We start from the raw sequence: 22,295 nt of genomic DNA, 5'->3' as shown, positions 1-22,295 counted from the left end.
TTTTTCATTACACGGCATATACTGTCGCAGGAGGTGACAGAATGAAGAAAAAATCTTCTAAACAAAAAAGAAAATGCCCGCCTTTTTATCTGCCCATGTACGGAATTAACAACTGGTGCAGCATCCGAGCTGCAGCTTTAGAAGAACTGGAAGGACAAGAGGCATCCCCCAAAAACAAAGCTAGACCAAAATATGTCTCTTTAGAAAATGCTGTAATGAGCCGTATAATTGATAATAGAAAAACAAAGATGCAACAAAAAAATAAACCTCTCTCTACTCATAATGAACAGATTGTGCCCTCTGAGCAAACAGAGAAAAATATAGAAGAAAATATACCTGTAGCAATAAATAAAAAAACAGAAGTAGAAATTCCAGCTGCTATTATCAATCAAGTGAAGAAAATAAAAGAAGCATTAGCACCATCCAATGATATACAAACGGAAAAAACGATCATAATTCAAACCCCTACACCTGAAAATACAAAAGTAAAAAAAGGTGGGCGGTATGCATATGCAGAGGGGCTTCACTCTCATGCAGAGGGGGCAGCTTCACATGCAGAAGGACTTCTTACACACGCAAAAGCTTCTTTCTCTCATGCAGAAGGATCAAAAACGAAAGCAACTGGACATAGTTCCCATAGTGAAGGAAGTGAAACGACAGCAGGCGGATCTTATTCTCATGCGGAAGGTAAACATACAATCGCTTTAGGCGAAGCAGCACATGCAGAAGGAACTGCGACTATCGCTAACGGATTCTCTTCTCATGCGGAAGGTAATCATACATCAACGGCTCATTTTGCAGGTAGCCATATTATGGGGCGCTTCGGCACAGCAGAAGAATCTTATTCTTGGTTTATTGCTAACGGTACAAATGAAACCGATCATCATATCGGTGCAAAGTGGCTTGCTCATAATGGGGAAATGTATATTGATGGCGCTTCTTACAATGCAAGTGGAACTGATTTTGCACAAATGTTTGAAACAGCAGACAATAATCTTATTGATGTAGGTTATTTCGTTACATTTAGTAGCGAAGAAAAAATTCGGATCGCTACTTCAAACGATGCATTCATTTTAGGAATATCTAGCGCAACCCCGGCACTTATAGGAAATAGCGGTGCTTTAAGTTGGCAGAAACGCTACAAAACAGATAGCTTTGGAAAACGTCAATATGTATGTGCGGAATCGCAAGACATACAACCTCTTTTAAATACAGAATGGGATCCAGCTTGCAAATATATAGCAAGAAAAGATCGTGCCGAGTGGCTTCCTGTCGGATTAATTGGACAAATGCTAGTACGCGATGACGGAACTTGCGAAACGCATGGATATTGTCGTCCAAATAACGATGGCATTGCAACAAAATCCGAAAGTGGATTTTTCGTTATAAAGCGCACGGGTGAAAATCAAATTTTAATATTATTCCGCTAAGAAAAAAAGGGAACAAAATTCTTCATTACATAAGAATTTTGTTCCCTTTTTAAGTATGCCTTACTACCTCCTGCATATCGCTTGGAATCGTTGTAGTGAAAGACATTTCCTTCTCTAAAACAGGATGATAAAACGTCAATGATGTACTGTGAAGTGCTTGTCGTTTCATTTCATCCCTTTTCCCACCATATAAAGTATCGCCAAGTAACGGATGTCCTATATGAGCCATATGTACACGAATTTGATGCGTTCTTCCTGTTTCAAGCTCAAGTGATACATGCGTCTTATGATTAGCGCTATCCATCACTCTAAAATGAGTAACTGCTCTTTGCCCATCTTCACAAACTATTCGCTCAATAATGCTATCCGATTTTCGTCCAATCGGTGCGTCAATTGTTCCTTCTCTTTCGATCATCTCACCATGAACGATTGCTTCATATGTTCTTTTCACAGCTTTTTGTTGATGCTGTTTCGATAAAAGATGATGCACGAAACGATTTTTTGCAATGAGCATAAGCCCTGAAGTATCACGATCTAACCTTGTTACGATGTGCACTGTACTTGCAAGATGCTGCTTATCATAATGAGATAAGAGCGCATTTGCAACACTCCCTGCCGGATGTTCTCTAGACGGAATCGTTGACATGTTCGCCTCTTTGTTTATGATGAGAACCGCATTATCTTCATATACAATACACAAAGGGATATCTTCTGCAATCATCCCTTCACTTCTTTCCTCTACTGGAAAAAAGACACGTAATTCTTCACCAGCTTGCAACTGATGACGAACGCTCGCATGTTGATCATTTACTTCAATAGCTCCGCCGTGAAATTTTATATCCGTTAATGCGGCTTTAGAAATCCCTTTTGTTTTTAAAAATTCTCTAACTAAAGTTCCCTCTTCAGCCGATTCTATATCCCATTTCAATGTAAATCTGTTCAAATATATAAACCCTTTCTATTTATCTGCAACAAACGAGTCACGAACTCGTTTCCAGAACGGGAATGGACGGAAACGGACAAATCGTACTTTCTCGTTTGCAACGCGATACTGGATTGATTTCACATCTTGATGAACCATCGTTAAATGGTCCACCGTAATTTGTAAGTTCATTCCTGCAGCCGGCTTCAACACACATGTATGATGCTTCGGCAGTACGAGCGGCGAACCTACCGTACGAAACACACGATTATTAATAGATGCCATTTCTGCAATTTGAATCGCTTCAATAGAAGGGTGAATAATCGCTCCGCCAAGCGCCTTATTATACGCAGTACTTCCAGAAGGAGTAGAAATACAAAGACCATCCCCGCGGAACGTTTCAAAGTACTCTCCGCGTATTTCCACTTCTGTTACTAATGTACCTTCCGCACTTTTAACAGTTGCTTCATTCATCGCCAAATACTGTGACTCTTTACTCCCATTCACATAGCGAATAATCACTTCTAAAAGTGGATATTCCACCACTTGGAATGGTGTTTTAGCAATTGCAATTACTAATTTCTCTACTTCTGTCGGTAACCAATCTGCATAGAAACCTAAATGCCCTGTATGTACACCAACAAATGCTGTTTCATCCAATCGATTATAATAACGATGAAACGCATATAAAAGCGTTCCATCTCCCCCAACAGAAATTACAATATCGGGTTCCTTTTCATCCATTATAAATCCAAAATCTAGCAAGTACTCTTTCATCGTACCTGCCAATGTATCTGATGATTGATCTCCCTTTGACATAATTGTAAATTTCATCGCCCAACACCCTTTAGTTTATGATTCGGAATCTTTCGTTTCTTGTTTTCTTGAAAAAGCTTTCTGCGCTTCTTGAATCTCAAGACGAATAGAAGACATCTCTTCATCTAATAAAAACGCGGCTTCCGCTGCGCGTTGCAAGCGTATTTTAATATCTTCAGGAAAACGTCCACTATATTTATAATTTAAAGAATGCTCAATTGTTGCCCAAAAATTCATTGCTAACGTGCGTATTTGGATTTCTACCAATACTTTTTTTTCTCCCTGAATCGTTTGAACTGGGTAACTAATGACAACGTGATAAGAACGATAACCGCTATCTTTCTTTTGCGTGACATAATCACGTTCTTCCACAATTTCAAAGTCATTTCGTTTTCGAAGATATTCTACAACAGGCTTAATTTCATCAACAAATTGACACATCATACGAAGGCCCGCGATGTCTTGCATATCTTCTCTTAACCGGTCTAGCGGTACATTTCTCTTCTCCGCTTTATCAATAATACTTGCAACCGATTTTACCCTTCCTGTTACAAACTCAATTGGAGAATGCTCTGTTAACATTGCAAATTGAGTACGCATTCCTTTTAGTTTCACTTTCAGCTCTGCCACCGCTTGATGGTAAGGTGCTAAAAATTCTTCCCAATTTCGATTCATTTCAACCACCACCAAAATCAATCCATTTGCTTATAGAAATACTTTTTCTACAGCAGTTACTAGTTCTTCACCGTAATTTGCATTACCTTCAATATTTTCAACTAAATATTCTACTTCTTCTTTTAAACTTTCTAATTCCATTTCAACGTCATTCACACGAACGAACATTGCCATATCTTTATTCATCGCTTCATGCATTGCTTCCCAGCATGTGTGCGGAATACTTACATAAATGAAAGATGATTCGTTTTCTAAGATATATAAAAATGATAAATTGTCTGAGTCTACAAGTACGTGATTACGCGCACTTAACTCCTTTACCTCTATTTCATTATTTTCCGCACAAAAAATAAGAGCATTCTCTCTCTTTTCTACGCTCTTAACTTGAATTTTATTTTGCATGCTCTAACTCCTCCATCTCAACTTCCTGTCTTACTTAACAGTATTATTGTATCATAACATGGACGCAAACAAATAAAACATTGAACCAAATTTGTGAAAAAGCGATAATGTGTAAAGAATTATTTTTCAAAAGGAGCGCATACAATGACACAAGAAATTGAAATTGAATTTAAAAATATTGTTACAGAAGAAGAATTCGATACATTATGTAAATCATTCTCTATTGAGGTATTTACGAAACAGGTGAATCACTACTTTGAAACACCAGGCTTCTCATTAAAAGAAGCTGGCTCTGCACTTCGTATTCGTCATAAAGGGGAAACTTATACATTAACATTGAAACAACCTGCAGAAGTCGGCTTGTTGGAAACGCATCAAGTCGTAACAGAAGACGAAGCAAGAATGATGATGGAAACAAACGTAATCATTCCAGGGGCTGTAATGGATCAACTACACAAATTACAAATTCCTGTTTCCGCTTTAACTTATATGGGTAGTTTAACAACTGAAAGAGCAGAAACGTTATTTGAAGGCGGAACACTTGTCTTTGATCATAGTTTCTATTACAATCACGATGATTATGAAATTGAATTTGAAGTGCAAGATGAGGAAACAGGCAAAGCTGCATTTATTCATTTATTAAAGCAGCACGACATACCAATCCGTCATACAAATAATAAAGTAAAACGCTTTTTCCTTGCCAAACAAAACAAAGCACGCTAAAGTGAAAATTCCACTAGTGAATACGTTCTACTAGTGGATATATCTCACTTTTTAACAGTAAAAGATTCTTTTACATCTGTAGAATAAGCAAAGAACGTTATGAAGGCTATTTATTTGCCCTCTGGAACATTCCATTGCTACAATAGATATACATTTCATGGAAAAAGGAGTTTATAAAGGATGAGCAAGCAACCGATGACACCATTTGAAGCAATTGGCGGTGAACAATGCATTGCAATATTAGTAGATACATTTTATTCCTATGTCAGTAAACACCCTGACCTATCTCCCATCTTCCCGGATGATTTAACAGAAACCGCTAGGAAGCAAAAACAATTTTTAACGCAATATTTAGGTGGTCCTAATTTGTACACTGAAGAACATGGTCATCCTATGTTAAGAGCACGCCATCTTCCGTTTGAGATTACTCCAAAACGAGCAGAGGCTTGGCTATTATGTATGGAGCAAGCAATGGATGACACAGGAGTGCACGGTCATATAAGAGAGTTCGTTTTTGAACGTTTAGCATTAACTGCTCAGCATATGGTTAATACTCCAAACGAAACAGGTGAAGTGTAATGGATAAGCAGGAAGCAAAGCATATCAATATGCCATCTCCTTCCGCATGTGAGCATAAGTCTGTAGAAGCATATTTATTTATTGATCCACTTTGTAAAGATTGCTGGGAAATTGAGCCCTTTATTATTAAACTATGGCTTGAATACGGGAAATACTTCTCTATTCGTCATATCGTAACAGGAAAAGTGGACGGAACGAACGCTTCCTCACACAAATGGAATAAACCTGCTAATATTCGATTTGTGTGGGAAAAGACAACAAGTTTACAAGGTTTTTCATGTGATGGAAAGGTACATATGCAAGAGGCATCGTCAACACCCTATTTAGTTTCGATGGCAATTAAGGCAGCGGAGTTGCAGGGCCGAAAAGCAGGTTCGAAGTTTTTGCGAAAACTCCAAGAATACATTTTCCTTGAAAATGTATCAAACCCTGACTGCGAATTATTACTTGCATGTGCAAGAGATAGCGGTATTGATGTAGCAGAATTTAAAAAAGACCTACATTCCACTAGCGCAAAAAAAGCTTTCCAATGTGACTTAAAATTCACAAATGAGATGCACATTACAGAAATACCTTCTCTCGTATTTTTTCATGCGAATTCAGATGAAGAAGGTATTAAAATCGCTGGAACTTATTCCTACGACGTATACGTACAATTATTGAAAGAACTTGTAAAATGTGAAATCGAGCCAGAACCATTACCACCTTTAGAAGTGTTATTAGAAGCAGCGCAATTTATATCTTCAAAAGAAGTAGCATTTATATATGACTGCTCGCAACAAGAAATCGAGCGCGAACTGAAAAAGTTACAACTAAAAAGAAAAGTACAAATGATTGACGTAAAATGTGAGCGTTATTGGAAATGGATAGCAAAAGAAAAAGACCTGGTGTAAAACACCAGGTCTTTTTCTTTACGGCTTATAAAAATATTAAAGGGGATGGGAGAAATTTTCACGTTCAAACAAAGGGGTATATGTTTGTATGTGAATTCGTTCACGCTTATTATATTACAAGATTCGACGTCAGATGACAACCCCTTTTGTCGAATTTCACACTTTTGTCACATTCTAAACGTTTTCATTTCTGAATAAGCTATAAAAAAGCTATTTTGGAGGTGTTCTGTATGAAAAAAACATATATCTTACTTATCTTACTAGCTGTCATCGTTTCTTTTTTCTTGTACATCCTCTCTCTACTACAAGCTTTTCCTAAAATTATTGCCTTCCCTCTTTTATTTGGAGTCATTGTCATCGCCCTCTCTTATTTCAACCATAAAAAACGATTTAAAGGGTTTTAACTACAAAAAAAATCACAAAACTGCCTTCTGATTTAGAAAAAAGAAGGAAATTCACTTTATTTTTTCGACAAATATCGACAAATATATTTAAAACAAAAAAGACGAGGTAAATTCCTCGTCTTTTCTCTTACTTCTCTTCAAATAATAATGCTTCTAATTCATTTAATTTCTCTTCAAACACTTGCAATGCTTCTTTTACCGGTTCTGGAGATGCCATATCTACTCCAGCTTTTTTCAGCACTTCAATTGGATAATCTGAGCTTCCTGCTTTTAAGAACTCATTAATGTAACGTTCTACTGCTGGTTGCCCTTCTTCTAAAATTTGTTTAGATAAAGCTGTTGCTGCACTAAATCCTGTTGCGTATTGATATACGTAATAGTTGTAGTAGAAGTGCGGAATACGAGACCACTCTAAACCAATTTCTTCATCGATTACTAAAGCATCACCGAAATATTTCTTATTTAAATCATAGTAGATCTCCGTTAACATGTCTGGCGTAACCGCATGTCCCTCTTGTACTTTCTTATGAATAATATGCTCAAACTCTGCGAACATCGTTTGACGGAATACAGTACCACGGAATCCTTCTAAATAATGATTTAATAAGTATAGACGCTCTTTCTTATCTTCTGTCGTTTTTAATAAATAATCGTTTAGAAGCGCTTCATTACAAGTTGATGCTACTTCTGCAACGAAGATTGAATAATCACCGTATACGTGCGGCTGCGTTTTTCTTGTGTAGTAACTATGCACAGAATGACCGAACTCATGAGCAAGTGTATATAAATTATTTACATTATCATGCCAGTTCATTAAAATATACGGATTTGTTCCGTATGCACCAGATGAATATGCTCCGCTTCGTTTTCCTTTATTCTCATACACATCTACCCAGCGATTTTCATATGCTTCTTTTAAAATGTCAACATACTCATCACCAAGTACGTTTAAAGACTTTAATAACATGTCTTGTGCTTCTTCATATTTCACGTTCATTTTCACTTCTGGTACAAGTGGTGTATATAAATCATACATATGAAGCTCATCAAGCCCTAGTGCACGCTTACGAATATCAATGTAACGATGTAGCAAGTGTAAATTATCATTTACAGATTCAACAAGTTGATCATACACAGCTTCAGGAATATTATTATTACTTAATGCCGCTTGACGTGCAGAATCGTATTTACGAACACGGGCGTTGAAATTATTACGTTTCACAGCTCCGCTTAACGTACTTGCAAATGTATTCTTATATTTTCCGTACGTTTCATATACAGCTTTGAATGCATCTTCGCGCACACGACGATCATCACTTTCTAAAAATTGAATGTAACGACCATGTGTAATTTCTACTTCTTCTCCATCCTCACCTTTAATAGATGGGAATTTCAAATCCGCATTATTCAACATACCAAATGTATTACTTGATGCACTCATTACTTCAGATGCTTCTGCTAATAGAGCCTCTTCCGCTTCAGATAATACGTGCGGGCGTTGACGCGTAATTTCTTCTAATGCATGTTCATATACACTTAAGTCTCTATTTTCTTTCAAAAATGTTTGCAGTGTATCTTCTGAAATCGATAAAATTTCAGGCACAATATATGCTGTGCTACTAGATACTTGTGAATATAAATTTGTCGCGCGGTCATTTAACGCTTGATACACAGAGTTTGTTGTATCTTGATCGTAACGCATATGTGCATATGTATATAGCTTACCTAATCGCATTGAAATTTCATCTTCATATTGCAATGCTTCAAGTAAATTGTTCGCAGAGTCACCAAGTTTCCCTTTAAATTCAGTTAACTTCGGTAATAGCTCTTTAATGGCTTGGAATTCTTTTTCCCATTCTGCATCTGTTTGGAAAATATCTTCTAATCGCCACGTACTTGATTCTTCAATTTCTTTGCGATCTGGTAATGTTTTTGCTGTGTTTTGTTCAGACATCCTTTAAGCCCTCCTTTAAATATCTCTACTTACATACAATTCGATTTTTCTTATGTAATTCCTTCACGATCAGTCTTTATTATATCCCCTTTTCCTTCTCTCATGTTGTACTTTGCCTCAAATAAAGATAAGGCATACGCTAAGCAAATTTCATCATATTTCATAACTTCCTCCTCTGTTTTCAGTATGACTACACCCCTTTTTTTCCGGTACTTATAATCCTCCACTTTCTGCAATACACCTGCATAACATAGAAATACCATATATTCAGTAACTGCCACTTTCCATATATGCTGTGAAAAGTACGGGAGCATACGCCTTTTCGTATACTTTTTCACATAACTACACACATATTGAAGGGAAATATAATCGCCTACCGCAAGCTCGCCTATACACTTCATATATAGAAAAGCTTGCCATATAAATGGATTTGTTTGAAAAGCAAATGAGGACGGGAGCGGCACACCAATTTCAGAAGGAAAATTCGCTGGGGTACATTTACATTGATATAAGAGGCGTAATAGTGACTTATGATTGTAATTCCAAATCGGTAAAGCATTTTTCCGAAAGTAGCTCTTTCGCTTTTTCCATTCCTCACCTAATGTTTCTTTTCGGAAAAAGACGGGAGAAAAGAGCATTTCAAAAGTAGTCGTTTCAGATGGTAAATATATAATATGTGAGAAAGAGATGCTTGTAGAAAATGAAGTGAGAAACGCGCATTTCATAAATAATTTTTGTTTCGGACAGAAAAAAATGAGAAATGGCTGAGGATAAGACTGTAAGGAGAAAGCCATAAGTGAGGAGAATTTCATCCAATATGCAGAGTGCTTTTTCAATTGATTTCCACCAATGATCCAAATGACCTGTATACCAGCTTGCCAATACGAATATGTTCGTTTGTACAGCTGCTCTATAGAAAGATTTGCACATTGGTATTCAATCGCAATTGTTCTCCCTGCTCTCTCTATAAAAACATCTGGTCGTTGCTGAATCTCTGGAAGATAGTGCTCTATATATACAGGGAAGTTTTGACGTTTGAACCACCTATATAACAATTCTTTACCGTGCATATGATACATAGATTCCGCTTCATAAAAGGCAAGACACCCGTCCATTTTCTTATGAGCAAAATGCCAACTTTTTTGTTTCCCTAATTTCATTTGCACTTCTTTCCCGCAAGCTATGCAAAAGAAGCTTTCCCTTTTACGCATACGATGTAAAAGCCCTTCATCATGATGATAGAGTAGATGAATTTTTTCTCCGTTTTCTCTTTTAGCGATAAACATCAGAATCACACCCTTTCAGCTCCTTATATTCTACAATTTATTACAAATTCCTTTTAAAAAAGAGATGTCCCAATTTCGGACATCTCTTTTTATAATAAAGGTGATAATAATCGATACGTCGATTCAACAATTCGTCTATGAAGACGCCTTTTATGAAAACGATCGACATGAATTTCACTTGATTCTTCTATATCCTCTTTAAAATCTTGAACGAGTTTTCGAATGCTGTCTGTATCATATAAAAAGGCATTTACTTCAAAGTTCAAATGAAAACTTCTCATATCCATATTAGCTGTCCCAATTGAAGCTAAATCAGAATCGACAATGACAACTTTACTATGGAGAAAACCTTTTTCATATTCATATATTTTTACCCCTGCATCTAAAAGCTCTGGGAAGTACGATCTCGATGCGTAAAAGACGGTGCGCTTATCAGGCTTACTCGGCATTAATAAACGAACATCAATACCAGCAAGTGCAGCTACCTTTAATGCGGATAAAATATCATCATCTGGAATAAAATACGGCGTCGCAATCCAAATAGATTTCCGTGCAGAAGAAATCATGGCAAAATATAAATGTTTAATTGTTTCCCATTTATTATCCGGTCCACCTGCAACGAGCTGCACGCCTCCCCAATGATCCCCCTCAACTGCTTTCGCTTGTAAATATTCAGGGGCTAGCACAGCCTCTCCAGTCATATAAAACCAATCTTGAAGGAAGATAAGTTGTAAGCTTTGAACAGCTTCACCACGCAAATATAAATGCGTGTCTCGCCAAAAGCCGAAGTACTTATCCTTCCCTAAATATTCATCACCAATATTTAATCCACCTACAAAACCTTCATTCCCATCAATAATAACGATTTTTCGGTGATTTCGATAATTAATCTTATCGTTTAAAATCGGAAAGCGCACAGGGAAAAACGGAATCATTTCAACACCTGCGTCGTTTAATTCTTCAATATACGAATTCGATAATCTAAAACTTCCAACCGCATCATATAAAAAACGAACAACTACGCCTTCTTTTGATTTTTGTATTAAAATATCTTTAATTTCTGTTCCAAGCTTATCATCACGCACAATGTAATATTCCATATGAATGTGATGTTTCGCTCGTTTTAATCCATCTAAAATGGCCTGAAACGTTTCATCTCCATTTGTTAATGTTCTCGTTTCAGTTTGAAATGAAATATTTAAAGCGCCTAAACGGTCCGCTAAACGAAATAACAGCTCTTGATGCTTATGATTGCGCAAAATCCGTTCTTCATAATCTTCATGTCCCTTATATTGTAAAAACGCTTGTTCATCGAGCAACGCCTTCTTTTGGAACATTCTCTTCCTCCGAAAGTTCTGTCCAAATAATAAATAAGCGAAGAATCCAAATACCGGAAAAATACCTAACACAATGAGCCATGTAAGTGTTTTTGACGGATGACGGTTCTCTAAGAAAATCACGCAGCCAATTAAAAATGCAGATACTGTAAATAAAATACTAATAATACCTAGGATCGACACATCTTTTATCCCAATCACATCCGAATAAAATGCTACATCAATAAACATACGTAACGAAACAAATAATGCGAACAATAGTAAAACAAAGAAAATCAACTTTAACGTATTTTTCATCTCTTACCTCCTTACTAAGAAAGCTTTCCTATTCTTCATATAAAAAGCCGATTTCATACTACAGAAATCGGCCTACGTTTTAGCAGGAAAATTATTGCGAATTGTTTCAAGCGCATGCTCTTTCACAATTTGTTTCCCATACTCACTTACACGATGAATTGTTAATGTTGATTCTTCTCCGTACTCTAAAACAATACTTAAAATACGATCGATTTCTTCTTCATCATGTAGCACTTCATCGAATTCCACATATACATAATAGCGGTTCTCAAATGAATACAGCTCATCTTTTATATCTTCAAAGATAAGACGGTGGCTTAATGAAATGACATCTTCAAAATCATTAAACTTAATTAAAAAACCAAACGTACCATCTTCGTTAAAGTTTGTTCCTGCTTGCTCCTCTACCTCTTCCACTAATTCTTGCTGGAATAATGATTCAATGCCTTCATCTAGAGGAATGTCTATGATTTTATCTACACCTATTGGTAGTTCTAACTTTTGTCCATCCTTTGAAAGCTCTGCTTTCGTTACAAGTACTTCAATCCCTTTATCGACTGCTTGCACTTGAATCCATAACGGCCCATCAATAAAGAAATCGTCATGATCACGAGCTTCGTCCATCATCTCCCAAAAGAGCTCTTCACTTCGTTCGCGATCGTACCAAATCTCTTCACGATTAAACCCTCTATCCTCTATATCAATGTACGTAATAAAAAATTTCATCGTATGGTCATTAATTCTTTCAATATCCAAAATACAACTCTCCCTTCCTGTTTGGAATTGTTATGAAGGGATTCCCCACTCATATGACAAATCAATAGATTCTTGTACTCTCATTTTATGATAAGATTCTCCAGAATGGAAATAAAATCGATTTATTTTACAAAAATAGTTATATGCCTATCTTTATTCGATTGTCTACACAAATATATCATTATAGCGATTTCTTACTCAAAAAAAATTTGGACATACATTTCCACCTTCCCCCGTACACTGTAATAAAGTGAAACTTTTATTAGAGAAGATGATTTACTCTCTCTTCACCACATACATATAGTTCGCTTATTAAAACATCATAAATGGAGGCAGACGAATGGACTTAGAGTTTTTAACATCTGTACTAATGATTGTCGGTATCGATGTTGTATTAGGTGGTGACAATGCAATCGTTATCGCACTAGCTAGCCGAAATTTACCTGAATCGAAACGAAATAAAGCCATTTTGATTGGTACTCTTTTAGCAATCGTACTAAGAATTATCCTTACTATACTAGCTGTCTATTTACTCGACATTCCATTTCTGCAACTTATCGGAGGCGTTTTACTTACATTAATTGCAGTAAATTTACTAACTGATAATAGCAACGATCTTTCTGCTATTCAGGGGAAAACAACTTTATTTCAAGCTGTGCGTACAATTGTATTCGCGGACCTTGTTATGGGATTTGACAATGTTATTGCCATTGCAGGTGCAGCTCACGGAAGATTTTTACTCGTAATAATCGGCTTACTCATTTCTATCCCGATTATTATTTGGGGCAGCAAACTTATTTTAATACTTATGGAACGCTTTCCATTTCTCATTTATTGCGGGGCAGCGATTCTCGCCTATACAGCCGGAAAAATGGTCACACATGAAGACCGACTTGCAACCTTTTTTCATAACAACCCAAGTTTCACTGCAGGCATTCCTTACTTATTTATTTTCACCATTTTATGCATCGGTATTATCGTGCAACGAGTTCGATTACGGAATGTGAAACATTAAAAAAAACCTTCTACTATATAATAAGTAGAAGGTTTTCATATTATTATAATTAATTTACAAGACGCTGTGCTTCACGTAATTGGAACGTTCTTACTGTACGTGGTAAGAAACGGCGGATTTCGTCTTCATTGTAACCTACTTGAAGGCGTTTCTCGTCAATCATAATTGGACGACGTAAAATCCCTGGATAGTCACGAATCATCTTATATAAATCTTGAAGTGGTAAAGACTCTAAGTTTACATTTAATTCTTGGAAAACTTTCGAACGAGTAGAAATAATCTCATCCGTTCCGCTTTCTGTCATACGTAAAATCTCTTTAATTTCCTCAATCGTTAATGGATCTGAGAAAATATTACGTTCTGTATAAGGAATATGATTTTCCTCTAGCCATAATTTCGCCTTTCTACAAGACGTACAGCTTGGAGAACTATATAATGTTACCATACAAAGCTCACTCTCCTTAAAGAGTACAAATTCTGTACTAATTACAGTTTAAATTTCTAATTTCAGCAATTTTTTGCGATACCTTGTCTTAAAACAAAGTGCAAAAATCGCATTTCATGTAAGCAACAACTTTTAGCAAACAACAATTACTTTTAATAAGTAACTTCTATAATCATTATACAATAGATTTTGCAAGAAATATACAGTAAATTTCCTTCTAATTGAGAAAACTCTTCCGTGTATTCCACTGCTATGTAACATAATCACACTCGCTTTATCTGTACCTTAACAATACCTCCAACCCTCTTAACACTTGCTTTTCATAGATTATTCATATGGTATATAGTTATTCTTCCAGAATCTTTCCTATAAAAAAGAGAACGTTTTCTTACCTTTTCTTGATAAATCAATTAAGAAATGTAAGACTATACAAGTGAGAATAAAAAGGAACATTTGTTCTTATTTTAACAAACATTCTCCTTCATGTCTATACGATTTCTAAAATAAATCAATAATTTTTCTGACATTTCTTTCTTTTTTATCTTTTATCTCATACAATAAACATACAGACAGGCAAAGGGGGAATTTGCAAATGATTGCTTTTTTTATTGATTTTGTCACGGTTGCTGCCCTCATCATCGGAATAACAGCATTGATTGGTGTCATTACAAATAGCATTGGTGAAAAACTCTTTGGTGGAAAAGAAAAGATGAAGTTTGTTAATAAAAGTTTGGATGTGCAATCCGGTTGGAATCAAGTTGGCGGGAAAGGTATTTATAAGAAACGTACGTATTAAAAAAAGCAGGCGGTTAGCCTGCTTTTTTCTTATTTCTCTACTGACGCCCATTTAAAGCTTAAATCGCCGCCATATTTATGGTTGTACATATTTTTAATTGATTCCCTTTGTATATATGCTCTACCACGTTGATATACTGGAACAATCGCAGCGTCATCAAGTAACATTTTCTCTGCTTCTAGTAAGTTTTTCCAACGTGCATTTACATCGCTTCCATCTTTCTTCGCTTTCATGATAATTTCATCGTATTTCGGATTAGAGTATTTCATTTTATTTTGCGCTCCGTCCGTCACAAACATATCAAGGTATGTAACTGGATCTGGGAAGTCTGCACTCCATCCAGAGAATGACATCACATAATCGCCCGCATCTTCTAGTTTTAGTTTTTGCGCGAATGGCTGTTGTTTAATTTTCACTGTTAAACCTGGTAAATTCTTTTCTAATTCACCTTTTAAATATTCACCTGTTTTCTTCGATAATTCAACATCTTCATTTAATAACTCTAATTCGATTTCATTTTTACCAAGCTCTTTTTTACCAGCTTCCCAATATTTCTTCGCTTCTTTCACATTTGGTTTTACAATATCTCCATTTACTGCACGGAAGTCTTTCTTATCTGGCCCTTTAATGAAGTTATCAGGAATTAATCCTGTTGCTGGCTTAGAACCGTTATTTAATAATGTATCAACGAACGGCTTACGTTCAAAAGCAAGTGAAATTGCTTTACGAATATTTTTATTTGCTAAAGCTGGGTCTTTTTGATTTAAACGAAGGAAGAACACAGATGTATCTTCTACTGTTTGAAAATCTGGTTTTCCTTTATATTTATCGATGAACTCTGCTAATAACGTCGCTCGATCGACTGCGTTTGTTTCATATAAATTAATTGGCGTAGACGTATCTTTTACAATATTAAAGTTTACTTCCTCAATCTTCACTTCTTTATTGTCCCAATATGACGCGCTCTTTGTCATTTTAAAGCTACGTTCATGTTGCCAATCACTTAATGTAAATGGTCCGTTATAAAGTGTTGTATTCGCTTCCAAACCAAACTTCGTACCTTGCTCTTTCACAAACTTTTCATTCACAGGATAGAAGATTGGATATACCATTAAATCTACAAGGTATGGAATTGAATTGTCTAATTCCACTTCTAATGTATGATCATCAATCGCTTTCACGCCTAATTGATCTGGACTCATCTCTTTTTTATTAATTTTCTCTGCATTTTTTATATCATACATAATGTACGCTGATTTCGCAGCTGTATCTGGGTTAATCGCTCTTTGCCATGCGTATACGAAATCCTTCGCCGTCACAGGCTCACCATTTGACCATTTTGCGTCTTCACGTAATTTAAATGTATATTTTTTACCGTCTTCTGACTTTTGGAATTCCTTCGCTACACCAGGAACTAGCTTATCATCTTTCCCTAAACTGTATAAGCCTTCCATCGTATTAGTCATTACTCTTGAAGAAACTGCATCAGCTGATAACGCTGGGTCCATCGTTGGAATTTCTTGTGTTTCAATTAAGTTAATAACTTGCTTCGCACCGCTTTTCCCGCTATCCCCTTTTGCGTTCGCTTGCGGTTCATCTTTTTGGTAGCTACATGCCCCTAACATCATGCTCATCGCTACTGTTGACGCTACAAAAACTGGTATCTTTTTTTTCATACTTCCACCCTCCAAAAAAATGTTAGCCCTTTCATTTTCAAACAAATAGAAATATATATATGTTCTAACAATTCATATTATACACACAAATATATTTTTTGTATATTTATATTTCTATTTTATTAAAATGTTCTGTTAAAAAATAAACCTTTGTAAACGTTTCATATTGTTGATTATCCTTACTAAAGTGTTGAAAATGAATATTTTTCTATTTTTCTAAATTATCAGAGAAAAATAAAATTTATATCTGATAATACTTTGTGCATAATTATCCTTCTCTTTTTATCATAAAATAGCGCTTTCTTCATAATAAAGATATGTAGGTTAAAATGAGTGCAAAGGATAAGAAAGTATGTTACGATACATTTTGCTAAAAATAGATATCGGTAAAGAGGGGACGGACATGACAGCAATTCAAGCAAAAAACGGGCCGACAGAGAAATTAAGTTTATTCTTATTAACATGGCCTATTTTTCTAGAAGTTTTTCTATTTATGTTAATGGGGATCGCTGATACTTTCATGTTAAGTGCATTATCAGACGATGCTGTATCTGGGGTTGGTGCAGCGAATCAATATCTCCATATCGCTATTTTGGTACTAGAAGTCATCGGGAACGGCGCTGCGATCGTCGTATCTCAATACCTCGGTTCCAAACGTTTTATGGAAGCATCTAAAATATCAGCATTAGCCGTCACATTAAATTTAGTGGTCGGACTCATTATAAGCGCTGGTTTTCTTTTATTTTCAAAACATATGATGATGGCAATGAACTTACAAGGCGATGTACTCATGTATGCGCAAAACTATTTATCCATCGTCGGAGGCGCTATTTTCCTTCAAGCTATTATTAATTCATTAGCCGCAATTATCCGCGTACATGGCTTCACAAAGCAAGCGATGTTTATTTCTCTTGGAATGAATATTATTCATATCGCTGGAAACTACGTACTCATTTTCGGAAAATTTGGTTTCCCAGAGCTCGGTGTACAAGGGGCTGCCATTTCTTCTGCTGTCAGCAGATTAATTGCACTTATCGTTTTCTTCTGGTTACTGTACCGCGTTATGGAATACCGTGTGAAATTACAATATTACTTCACCTTATCAAAAGAATACATCGGGAAAATTTTAAAGATTGGGATTCCATCTGCATTTGAGCAGGTTATGTATCAAGCTTGCCAAATTGTCTTCTTATACTATGCAACATACTTAGGAACAGAATCATTAGCGGCGAGACAATACGCTACGAACATTTCTATGTTCACTTATTTATTCGCGATTGCGATCGGTATGGGAACAGCCATTATTATCGGACGCCTCGTTGGCGGTGGTGAAAAAGACGAAGCGTATGAACGCGTATGGAAAAGTGTAAAGTGGGCAATTGGAGTCACTTTATGTATGGTCGCTCTCGTCATTACATTCCGTACACAATTAATGGGACTATTTACAGATAATCCGCACATTATTGCGTTAGGTGCGTCAGTTCTTTTACTAAGTGTACTACTTGAAACGGGACGTACGATGAACATCGTCATTATCAATTCACTTCGCGCAGCTGGTGATGCAAAGTACCCCGTTTTAATCGGCGCATTCTCTATGGTGTTAATGAGTTTACCACTCGGTTACTTCTTCGCCTTCCATTTAGATATGGGGCTCGTTGGTATTTGGCTAGCGATTGCTATTGATGAATGGACACGTGCCATCATTATGTTCTTCCGCTGGAAAAGTAGAGCGTGGGAACGTTATGCACTCGTTAAACCGGAAGAACAAGAAGAGATTGTTTCTGTTCAGGCACAGTAATACTCATTTAATCAAAATGCATGTATTCACTTACAAACAAATATTAACAATAAAACTGTTTATATAGTAGAAAAAAGCCAATCTTCCATAACGGAAGATTGGCTTTTTATTATTGATAAATCTCTTTATATTTCTTATACTCCGCTTCAGAACATAGTACGAAATGTCCTGGGCGAATTTCACGCATCGTTGGTGCTTCACTAGCATAATCATGCTGAGATGGATCGTATACGATACGTTTACGATTGCGCTCATAATCTGGATCTGGAAGCGGAATTGCTGATAATAGTGATTTCGTATATGGATGAATTGGATTCGCATATAACTCTTCACTTGTTGTTAGCTCAACGATTTGACCACGGTACATTACGCCGATTCGGTCACTAATGTATTTTACCATTGATAAATCATGGGCAATGAATAAGTATGTTAAACCTTTTTCTTTTTGTAACTTTTTCAGTAAGTTTACAACTTGCGCCTGGATTGAAACATCAAGTGCTGAGATTGGCTCATCGGCAATGATAAATTCCGGTTCTACAGCAAGTGCGCGAGCGATACCGATACGTTGACGTTGTCCACCTGAGAATTCATGCGGGAAACGGTTTGCGTGCTCTTTATTTAAACCAACTGTGATTAATAATTCATGAACACGGTCCATACGCTCTTTTTTGCCTTTTGCTAGTCCGTGAATATCAATACCTTCTGCAATAATATCCCCTACTGTCATACGAGGGTTTAATGATGCATATGGATCTTGGAAAATCATTTGCATTTTACGGTTGAACTTCTTCAGTTGTGCACGTGATTTTTTACCATGTACATTTTCACCATCGAACAATACTTCACCAGCAGTTGCATCATATAAACGAATAATCGTTCTTCCAGTTGTAGATTTACCACAACCTGATTCTCCTACAAGACCAAATGTCTCTCCGCGGTAAATATCAAATGAAATATCATTAACCGCTTTGACAACACCACCACTCACGTCGAAGTGCTGCTTTACATTTTTTACTTCAATTAATTTCTCACGTTGTTTAGTCATGTTGTTCACCTGCTTTCATTTGAAGAATGCGTTTTTCAACAACTGCCGGCGGTCTTACTTCTGGAGCTTGCTCGTGAAGTAACCAAGTTGCCGCGTAGTGTGTATCACTTACTTTAAATAAAGGTGGGTCCATTTCAAAATCAATTTTCAGCGCCTGCGGGTTACGTGGTGCAAAAGCATCTCCCTTTGGCGGCTTTAATAAATCTGGAGGCGTTCCAGGGATTGCATATAACTCTTCTTCTGAACCATCTAAACTTGGCATAGATGCGATTAGGCCCCAAGTATACGGATGTTTTGGATTGTAGAAAATTTCATCAACCGTTCCAATTTCAACAACTTTACCAGCGTACATAACTGCTACGCGGTCCGCAACGTTTGCCACTACACCTAAATCATGCGTAATGAAAATGATTGCTGCTTCTGTTTTTTGCTGAATGTCCTTCATAAGTTCTAAAATTTGCGCCTGAATTGTAACGTCTAGCGCTGTTGTCGGCTCATCGGCAATTAATAATTTCGGGTTACAAGCTAACGCCATCGCAATAACTACACGCTGTCTCATACCACCTGAGAATTGGTGAGGATATTGTTTTAAACGTGCTTCTGGATTTGGAATACCTACAAGGTCGATTAATTCTAATGCAACTTTACGTGCATCTGCTTTACTCATCCCTTGGTGTTTAATAAGGCCTTCCATAATTTGATTCCCAATTGTCATCGTTGGATTTAATGATGTCATAGGATCTTGGAAAATCATTGCGATATCTTTACCACGAACTTGTTGCATTTCTTTTTCTGTTAATTTCGTTAAGTCACGACCTTCAAATACGATTTCACCGTTTTTAATACGTCCTGGAGGATTCGGAATTAATCCCATTAACGCTTTAGAAGTAACTGATTTACCAGAACCAGATTCTCCTACAATCGCTAATGTTTCTCCTTTTTTCAAATCAAAAGTAACACCGCGTACAGCTTGTACTTCACCTGCATGTGTATCAAAGGAGACTTGCAAATCTTTTACCTCTAGCAATGTTTTCATTTTTACTTCTCCCCTCTTTTACTTACGCATTTTTGGATCTAACGCGTCGCGTAATCCGTCTGCCATTAAGTTGAATGCTAAGATTAACATACTGATGACAACCGCTGGGATGAACATCATATGTGGATACGTTTGAATTGATTTATAACCATCATTTACAAGAGAACCAAGTGACGCAAATGGTGGCTGAATTCCTAAACCGATGAAACTTAAGAACGCTTCACCAAACACCGCTGATGGAATTGTAAACATTGTCATTACGATGATAGGTCCCATTACGTTTGGAATTAAATGTTTCACAATTAATTGTGTATTTGTTGCACCTAATGTACGAGATGCTAATACATATTCTTGGTTTTTTAACTTTAAGATTTGTCCACGAACAATCCGCGACATCCCTATCCAGCCTGTAATCGCCATTGCAAGTGTAATTGACCATATACCAGACCCCATAATGATTACCATTAAAATAACGATGATTAAGTATGGAATACCGTTAATAATCTCCATAACACGTTGCATAATATTATCTACTCTACCGCCATAGAACGCTGAAATACCTCCGTATGCAACCCCAATTACTAAGTCAATCGCCGCTGCTAAAAGAGCAATATATAACGATACGCGCGTACCTTCCCATGTTCTTGTCCATAAATCGCGTCCAAGATCATCTGTACCAAACCAGAAATACTCTTTAATATCACGTTTTTCATATTGGTCAACACCATATTGATCTGTACCGTCAAATGGTAGCCAATGAACATTTTCAATAACAGGAATTTTCGGTGGTAATTTCGCACGACCTAAGTCTTGCTCTTTATAAGAGTGTTTACTTACCATCGGCCCAAAAATTGCTAGTAATACAATAAGCGCTAATAAAACGAAACCTAACATTGCTCCTTTATGTTGGAACAAACGTCTTCTTACATCTTGCCAAAACGTTAAGCTTGGACGGGCAATGACTTCATTATCCACATTATTTTGATTGGCTTGTTGAAATAAATCTGGAGATAATTTTTGTACATCTTTCATCATTTTTTCCCTCCCGCTAAACGAATTCGAGGATCAATAATTCCGTATAAAATATCAACAATGAAAATAACTAAGATGAAAATCGCACTATAGAAAATTGTAGTTCCCATAATAACTGTATAGTCATTCACTGTAATAGATTTAACGAACTGTTCCCCTAGTCCTGGTACTGCATAAATTTGCTCGATAACGAGTGTTCCTGTAATTAATGCCGCAACCATTGGTCCTAAAATTGTTACAACTGGAATTAGCGCGTTACGAAGTGCGTGTTTTACAATGATAACGCCTTGACTAATCCCTTTTGCTTTCGCTGTTAAAATGTAGTCAGCTTGCATAACTTCAATTAACTCTGCACGAGAGAAACGTGCGATTGTTGCTATAACTGCCATCGATAAAGCGATCGTAGGCATCACTGTAAACTCTGGCCCTTTCCAGAAGGCTACTGGGAACCAACCAAGTTTTACCCCTACGAAATATTGTAGTAATGCGGCGAATACGAACGATGGTACCGACATCCCGAGTACGGAAATAATTGTCGCCCCATAATCGACCCACGTATTGTTACGAAGTGCCGCAACGATTCCTAAAAGTAAACCGATAAATGTTCCTAATATAATCGCTTGTAAACCAAGTTGTGCTGATGGTCCAATGCGATCCACAATCATATCTGTTACTGGACGGTTATCATATTGGAATGATACCCCTAAATCACCTTTTGCTAAGTTACCTAAGTAACGTGCATATTGAACTGGTACTGGATCATTTAAGCCATATTTTTCAAGAATGATTTCTTTTTGTGCCGGTGATAGTTTCTCCTGGTTTTTAAGCGGAGAACCCGGAAGTAATTTCATCAAAAAGAAAGTCAGTGTAGTAATTAAAAATAATGTCAAAGCCATGTACACGAAACGTTTTAATACATAACGTCCCATAGTCAAGCACCTCCCCGTTTTTCTCAAAAGCAATAAGATAGTTTAAAAT

The 22,295-nt window shown here is 36.6% G+C and carries 22 protein-coding genes; 8 read left to right on the top strand and 14 right to left on the bottom strand.

Translation table 11 applies throughout. The features are described from left to right. Positions 1 to 41 precede the first annotated feature (41 nt). Positions 42 to 1,430: a peptidase G2 autoproteolytic cleavage domain-containing protein gene (locus tag ACHZK0_RS06190; RefSeq protein ID WP_262742223.1), complete on the top strand. Its 1,389-nt coding sequence runs from the start codon at positions 42 to 44 to the stop codon at positions 1,428 to 1,430. 49 nt (positions 1,431 to 1,479) lie between these two features. Here the strand turns inward: ACHZK0_RS06190 and ACHZK0_RS06185 are convergent, their stop codons facing one another. Genes ACHZK0_RS06185 through ACHZK0_RS06170 form a run of 4 tightly spaced genes read right to left on the bottom strand, consistent with a single transcriptional unit; the run spans position 1,480 to position 4,245 of the window. Beyond that, on the bottom strand, positions 1,480 to 2,373 hold the full coding sequence (locus ACHZK0_RS06185; RefSeq protein WP_270342805.1) for an RluA family pseudouridine synthase: 894 nt from the start codon (positions 2,371 to 2,373) through the stop codon (positions 1,480 to 1,482). Positions 2,374 to 2,388: 15 nt separating this feature from the next. Next, positions 2,389 to 3,186 (bottom strand): NAD kinase, encoded by a 798-nt coding sequence (locus ACHZK0_RS06180; protein WP_000673186.1) that lies wholly within the window; start codon positions 3,184 to 3,186, stop codon positions 2,389 to 2,391. A gap of 18 nt (positions 3,187 to 3,204) precedes the next feature. Then, positions 3,205 to 3,843 (bottom strand): GTP pyrophosphokinase, encoded by a 639-nt coding sequence (locus tag ACHZK0_RS06175; RefSeq protein ID WP_001081480.1) that lies wholly within the window; start codon positions 3,841 to 3,843, stop codon positions 3,205 to 3,207. A 30-nt stretch (positions 3,844 to 3,873) separates the two neighbouring features. Continuing rightward, positions 3,874 to 4,245, bottom strand: a complete 372-nt coding sequence (locus ACHZK0_RS06170) for a hypothetical protein (protein ID WP_016088885.1) — start codon at positions 4,243 to 4,245, stop codon at positions 3,874 to 3,876. Between the two features lie 144 nt (positions 4,246 to 4,389). Between ACHZK0_RS06170 and ACHZK0_RS06165 the strand changes: the two genes are divergently transcribed. The 4 genes from ACHZK0_RS06165 to ACHZK0_RS06150 all read left to right on the top strand — a co-directional run bounded on the left by ACHZK0_RS06165 (position 4,390) and on the right by ACHZK0_RS06150 (position 6,844). Further along, entirely contained in the window at positions 4,390 to 4,968 is a 579-nt protein-coding gene (locus ACHZK0_RS06165; RefSeq protein ID WP_076535994.1) for a CYTH domain-containing protein, read from the top strand. 180 nt (positions 4,969 to 5,148) lie between these two features. Further along, positions 5,149 to 5,547 (top strand): globin, encoded by a 399-nt coding sequence (locus ACHZK0_RS06160; protein ID WP_262742225.1) that lies wholly within the window; start codon positions 5,149 to 5,151, stop codon positions 5,545 to 5,547. Then, positions 5,547 to 6,440 (top strand): ClpXP adapter SpxH family protein, encoded by an 894-nt coding sequence (locus ACHZK0_RS06155; protein WP_395761335.1) that lies wholly within the window; start codon positions 5,547 to 5,549, stop codon positions 6,438 to 6,440. The genes ACHZK0_RS06160 and ACHZK0_RS06155 overlap by 1 nt, the downstream gene beginning before the upstream one ends. Before the next feature lie 230 nt (positions 6,441 to 6,670). Beyond that, positions 6,671 to 6,844 carry a hypothetical protein gene (locus ACHZK0_RS06150; RefSeq protein ID WP_046957017.1) on the top strand — a complete coding sequence of 58 codons (174 nt, stop codon included), beginning with the start codon at positions 6,671 to 6,673 and terminating at the stop codon, positions 6,842 to 6,844. 127 nt (positions 6,845 to 6,971) lie between these two features. On the opposite strand, the gene pepF is transcribed toward ACHZK0_RS06150, so the two are convergent. The 4 genes from pepF to mecA all read right to left on the bottom strand — a co-directional run bounded on the left by pepF (position 6,972) and on the right by mecA (position 12,474). Further along, on the bottom strand, positions 6,972 to 8,798 hold the full coding sequence (pepF, locus tag ACHZK0_RS06145; protein WP_000003387.1) for an oligoendopeptidase F: 1,827 nt from the start codon (positions 8,796 to 8,798) through the stop codon (positions 6,972 to 6,974). A gap of 50 nt (positions 8,799 to 8,848) precedes the next feature. After that, positions 8,849 to 10,093 carry a competence protein CoiA gene (locus ACHZK0_RS06140; RefSeq protein ID WP_262742232.1) on the bottom strand — a complete coding sequence of 415 codons (1,245 nt, stop codon included), beginning with the start codon at positions 10,091 to 10,093 and terminating at the stop codon, positions 8,849 to 8,851. Positions 10,094 to 10,173: 80 nt separating this feature from the next. Then, entirely contained in the window at positions 10,174 to 11,718 is a 1,545-nt protein-coding gene (locus ACHZK0_RS06135) for a cardiolipin synthase (RefSeq protein ID WP_000799208.1), read from the bottom strand. Positions 11,719 to 11,790: 72 nt separating this feature from the next. Further along, complete coding sequence (mecA, locus tag ACHZK0_RS06130; RefSeq protein WP_000350711.1) at positions 11,791 to 12,474, bottom strand: adaptor protein MecA; 684 nt, start codon at positions 12,472 to 12,474, stop codon at positions 11,791 to 11,793. Between the two features lie 340 nt (positions 12,475 to 12,814). Between mecA and ACHZK0_RS06125 the strand changes: the two genes are divergently transcribed. Continuing rightward, positions 12,815 to 13,489 carry a TerC family protein gene (locus ACHZK0_RS06125; protein WP_098596768.1) on the top strand — a complete coding sequence of 225 codons (675 nt, stop codon included), beginning with the start codon at positions 12,815 to 12,817 and terminating at the stop codon, positions 13,487 to 13,489. A gap of 49 nt (positions 13,490 to 13,538) precedes the next feature. Here the strand turns inward: ACHZK0_RS06125 and spx are convergent, their stop codons facing one another. Then, positions 13,539 to 13,934: a transcriptional regulator Spx gene (spx, locus tag ACHZK0_RS06120; RefSeq protein ID WP_000258267.1), complete on the bottom strand. Its 396-nt coding sequence runs from the start codon at positions 13,932 to 13,934 to the stop codon at positions 13,539 to 13,541. Between the two features lie 592 nt (positions 13,935 to 14,526). Here spx and ACHZK0_RS06115 point away from each other — a divergent pair. Continuing rightward, a complete protein-coding gene (locus tag ACHZK0_RS06115; protein WP_000559978.1) occupies positions 14,527 to 14,730 on the top strand; it encodes a hypothetical protein in 204 nt (67 codons plus the stop codon). Positions 14,731 to 14,759: 29 nt separating this feature from the next. On the opposite strand, the gene ACHZK0_RS06110 is transcribed toward ACHZK0_RS06115, so the two are convergent. Continuing rightward, positions 14,760 to 16,406: a peptide ABC transporter substrate-binding protein gene (locus ACHZK0_RS06110; protein ID WP_262742235.1), complete on the bottom strand. Its 1,647-nt coding sequence runs from the start codon at positions 16,404 to 16,406 to the stop codon at positions 14,760 to 14,762. Positions 16,407 to 16,758: 352 nt separating this feature from the next. Here ACHZK0_RS06110 and ACHZK0_RS06105 point away from each other — a divergent pair, with 352 nt between their 5' ends. Continuing rightward, entirely contained in the window at positions 16,759 to 18,204 is a 1,446-nt protein-coding gene (locus tag ACHZK0_RS06105; RefSeq protein ID WP_395761334.1) for an MATE family efflux transporter, read from the top strand. Positions 18,205 to 18,313: 109 nt separating this feature from the next. On the opposite strand, the gene ACHZK0_RS06100 is transcribed toward ACHZK0_RS06105, so the two are convergent. Genes ACHZK0_RS06100 through opp3b form a run of 4 tightly spaced genes read right to left on the bottom strand, consistent with a single transcriptional unit; the run spans position 18,314 to position 22,246 of the window. Then, the gene (locus ACHZK0_RS06100) at positions 18,314 to 19,249 is read right to left on the bottom strand and encodes an ABC transporter ATP-binding protein (protein ID WP_000166352.1); all 936 of its coding nucleotides are present in this window, start codon (positions 19,247 to 19,249) and stop codon (positions 18,314 to 18,316) included. Continuing rightward, positions 19,242 to 20,285, bottom strand: a complete 1,044-nt coding sequence (locus tag ACHZK0_RS06095) for an ABC transporter ATP-binding protein (RefSeq protein ID WP_000854348.1) — start codon at positions 20,283 to 20,285, stop codon at positions 19,242 to 19,244. Before ACHZK0_RS06095 ends, ACHZK0_RS06100 begins: the two co-directional genes overlap by 8 nt. An 18-nt stretch (positions 20,286 to 20,303) precedes the next feature. Continuing rightward, complete coding sequence (gene opp3C / locus ACHZK0_RS06090) at positions 20,304 to 21,320, bottom strand: oligopeptide ABC transporter permease (protein WP_063260237.1); 1,017 nt, start codon at positions 21,318 to 21,320, stop codon at positions 20,304 to 20,306. Beyond that, complete coding sequence (gene opp3b, locus ACHZK0_RS06085) at positions 21,317 to 22,246, bottom strand: oligopeptide ABC transporter permease (RefSeq protein ID WP_063260236.1); 930 nt, start codon at positions 22,244 to 22,246, stop codon at positions 21,317 to 21,319. The genes opp3C and opp3b overlap by 4 nt, the downstream gene beginning before the upstream one ends. Positions 22,247 to 22,295 lie beyond the last annotated feature (49 nt).

Origin of the sequence: Bacillus sp. 3G2 (assembly GCF_044324725.1) — a bacterium.
Lineage (GTDB): Bacteria > Bacillota > Bacilli > Bacillales > Bacillaceae_G > Bacillus_A > Bacillus_A mobilis.
This window is presented reverse-complemented; position numbering and strand designations above follow the sequence as displayed.

Coding starts and splice junctions, on each gene's coding strand:
- ACHZK0_RS06190 (WP_262742223.1), top strand. CDS start 42: ATGAAGAAAAAATCTTCTAAACAAAAAAGAAAATGCCCGCCTTTTTAT.
- ACHZK0_RS06180 (WP_000673186.1), bottom strand. CDS start 3,186: ATGAAATTTACAATTATGTCAAAGGGAGATCAATCATCAGATACATTG.
- ACHZK0_RS06175 (WP_001081480.1), bottom strand. CDS start 3,843: ATGAATCGAAATTGGGAAGAATTTTTAGCACCTTACCATCAAGCGGTG.
- ACHZK0_RS06170 (WP_016088885.1), bottom strand. CDS start 4,245: ATGCAAAATAAAATTCAAGTTAAGAGCGTAGAAAAGAGAGAGAATGCT.
- ACHZK0_RS06165 (WP_076535994.1), top strand. CDS start 4,390: ATGACACAAGAAATTGAAATTGAATTTAAAAATATTGTTACAGAAGAA.
- ACHZK0_RS06160 (WP_262742225.1), top strand. CDS start 5,149: ATGAGCAAGCAACCGATGACACCATTTGAAGCAATTGGCGGTGAACAA.
- ACHZK0_RS06155 (WP_395761335.1), top strand. CDS start 5,547: ATGGATAAGCAGGAAGCAAAGCATATCAATATGCCATCTCCTTCCGCA.
- ACHZK0_RS06150 (WP_046957017.1), top strand. CDS start 6,671: ATGAAAAAAACATATATCTTACTTATCTTACTAGCTGTCATCGTTTCT.
- pepF (WP_000003387.1), bottom strand. CDS start 8,798: ATGTCTGAACAAAACACAGCAAAAACATTACCAGATCGCAAAGAAATT.
- ACHZK0_RS06135 (WP_000799208.1), bottom strand. CDS start 11,718: ATGAAAAATACGTTAAAGTTGATTTTCTTTGTTTTACTATTGTTCGCA.
- ACHZK0_RS06125 (WP_098596768.1), top strand. CDS start 12,815: ATGGACTTAGAGTTTTTAACATCTGTACTAATGATTGTCGGTATCGAT.
- spx (WP_000258267.1), bottom strand. CDS start 13,934: ATGGTAACATTATATAGTTCTCCAAGCTGTACGTCTTGTAGAAAGGCG.
- ACHZK0_RS06115 (WP_000559978.1), top strand. CDS start 14,527: ATGATTGCTTTTTTTATTGATTTTGTCACGGTTGCTGCCCTCATCATC.
- ACHZK0_RS06110 (WP_262742235.1), bottom strand. CDS start 16,406: ATGAAAAAAAAGATACCAGTTTTTGTAGCGTCAACAGTAGCGATGAGC.
- ACHZK0_RS06105 (WP_395761334.1), top strand. CDS start 16,759: ATGTTACGATACATTTTGCTAAAAATAGATATCGGTAAAGAGGGGACG.
- ACHZK0_RS06100 (WP_000166352.1), bottom strand. CDS start 19,249: ATGACTAAACAACGTGAGAAATTAATTGAAGTAAAAAATGTAAAGCAG.
- ACHZK0_RS06095 (WP_000854348.1), bottom strand. CDS start 20,285: ATGAAAACATTGCTAGAGGTAAAAGATTTGCAAGTCTCCTTTGATACA.
- opp3C (WP_063260237.1), bottom strand. CDS start 21,320: ATGATGAAAGATGTACAAAAATTATCTCCAGATTTATTTCAACAAGCC.
- opp3b (WP_063260236.1), bottom strand. CDS start 22,246: ATGGGACGTTATGTATTAAAACGTTTCGTGTACATGGCTTTGACATTA.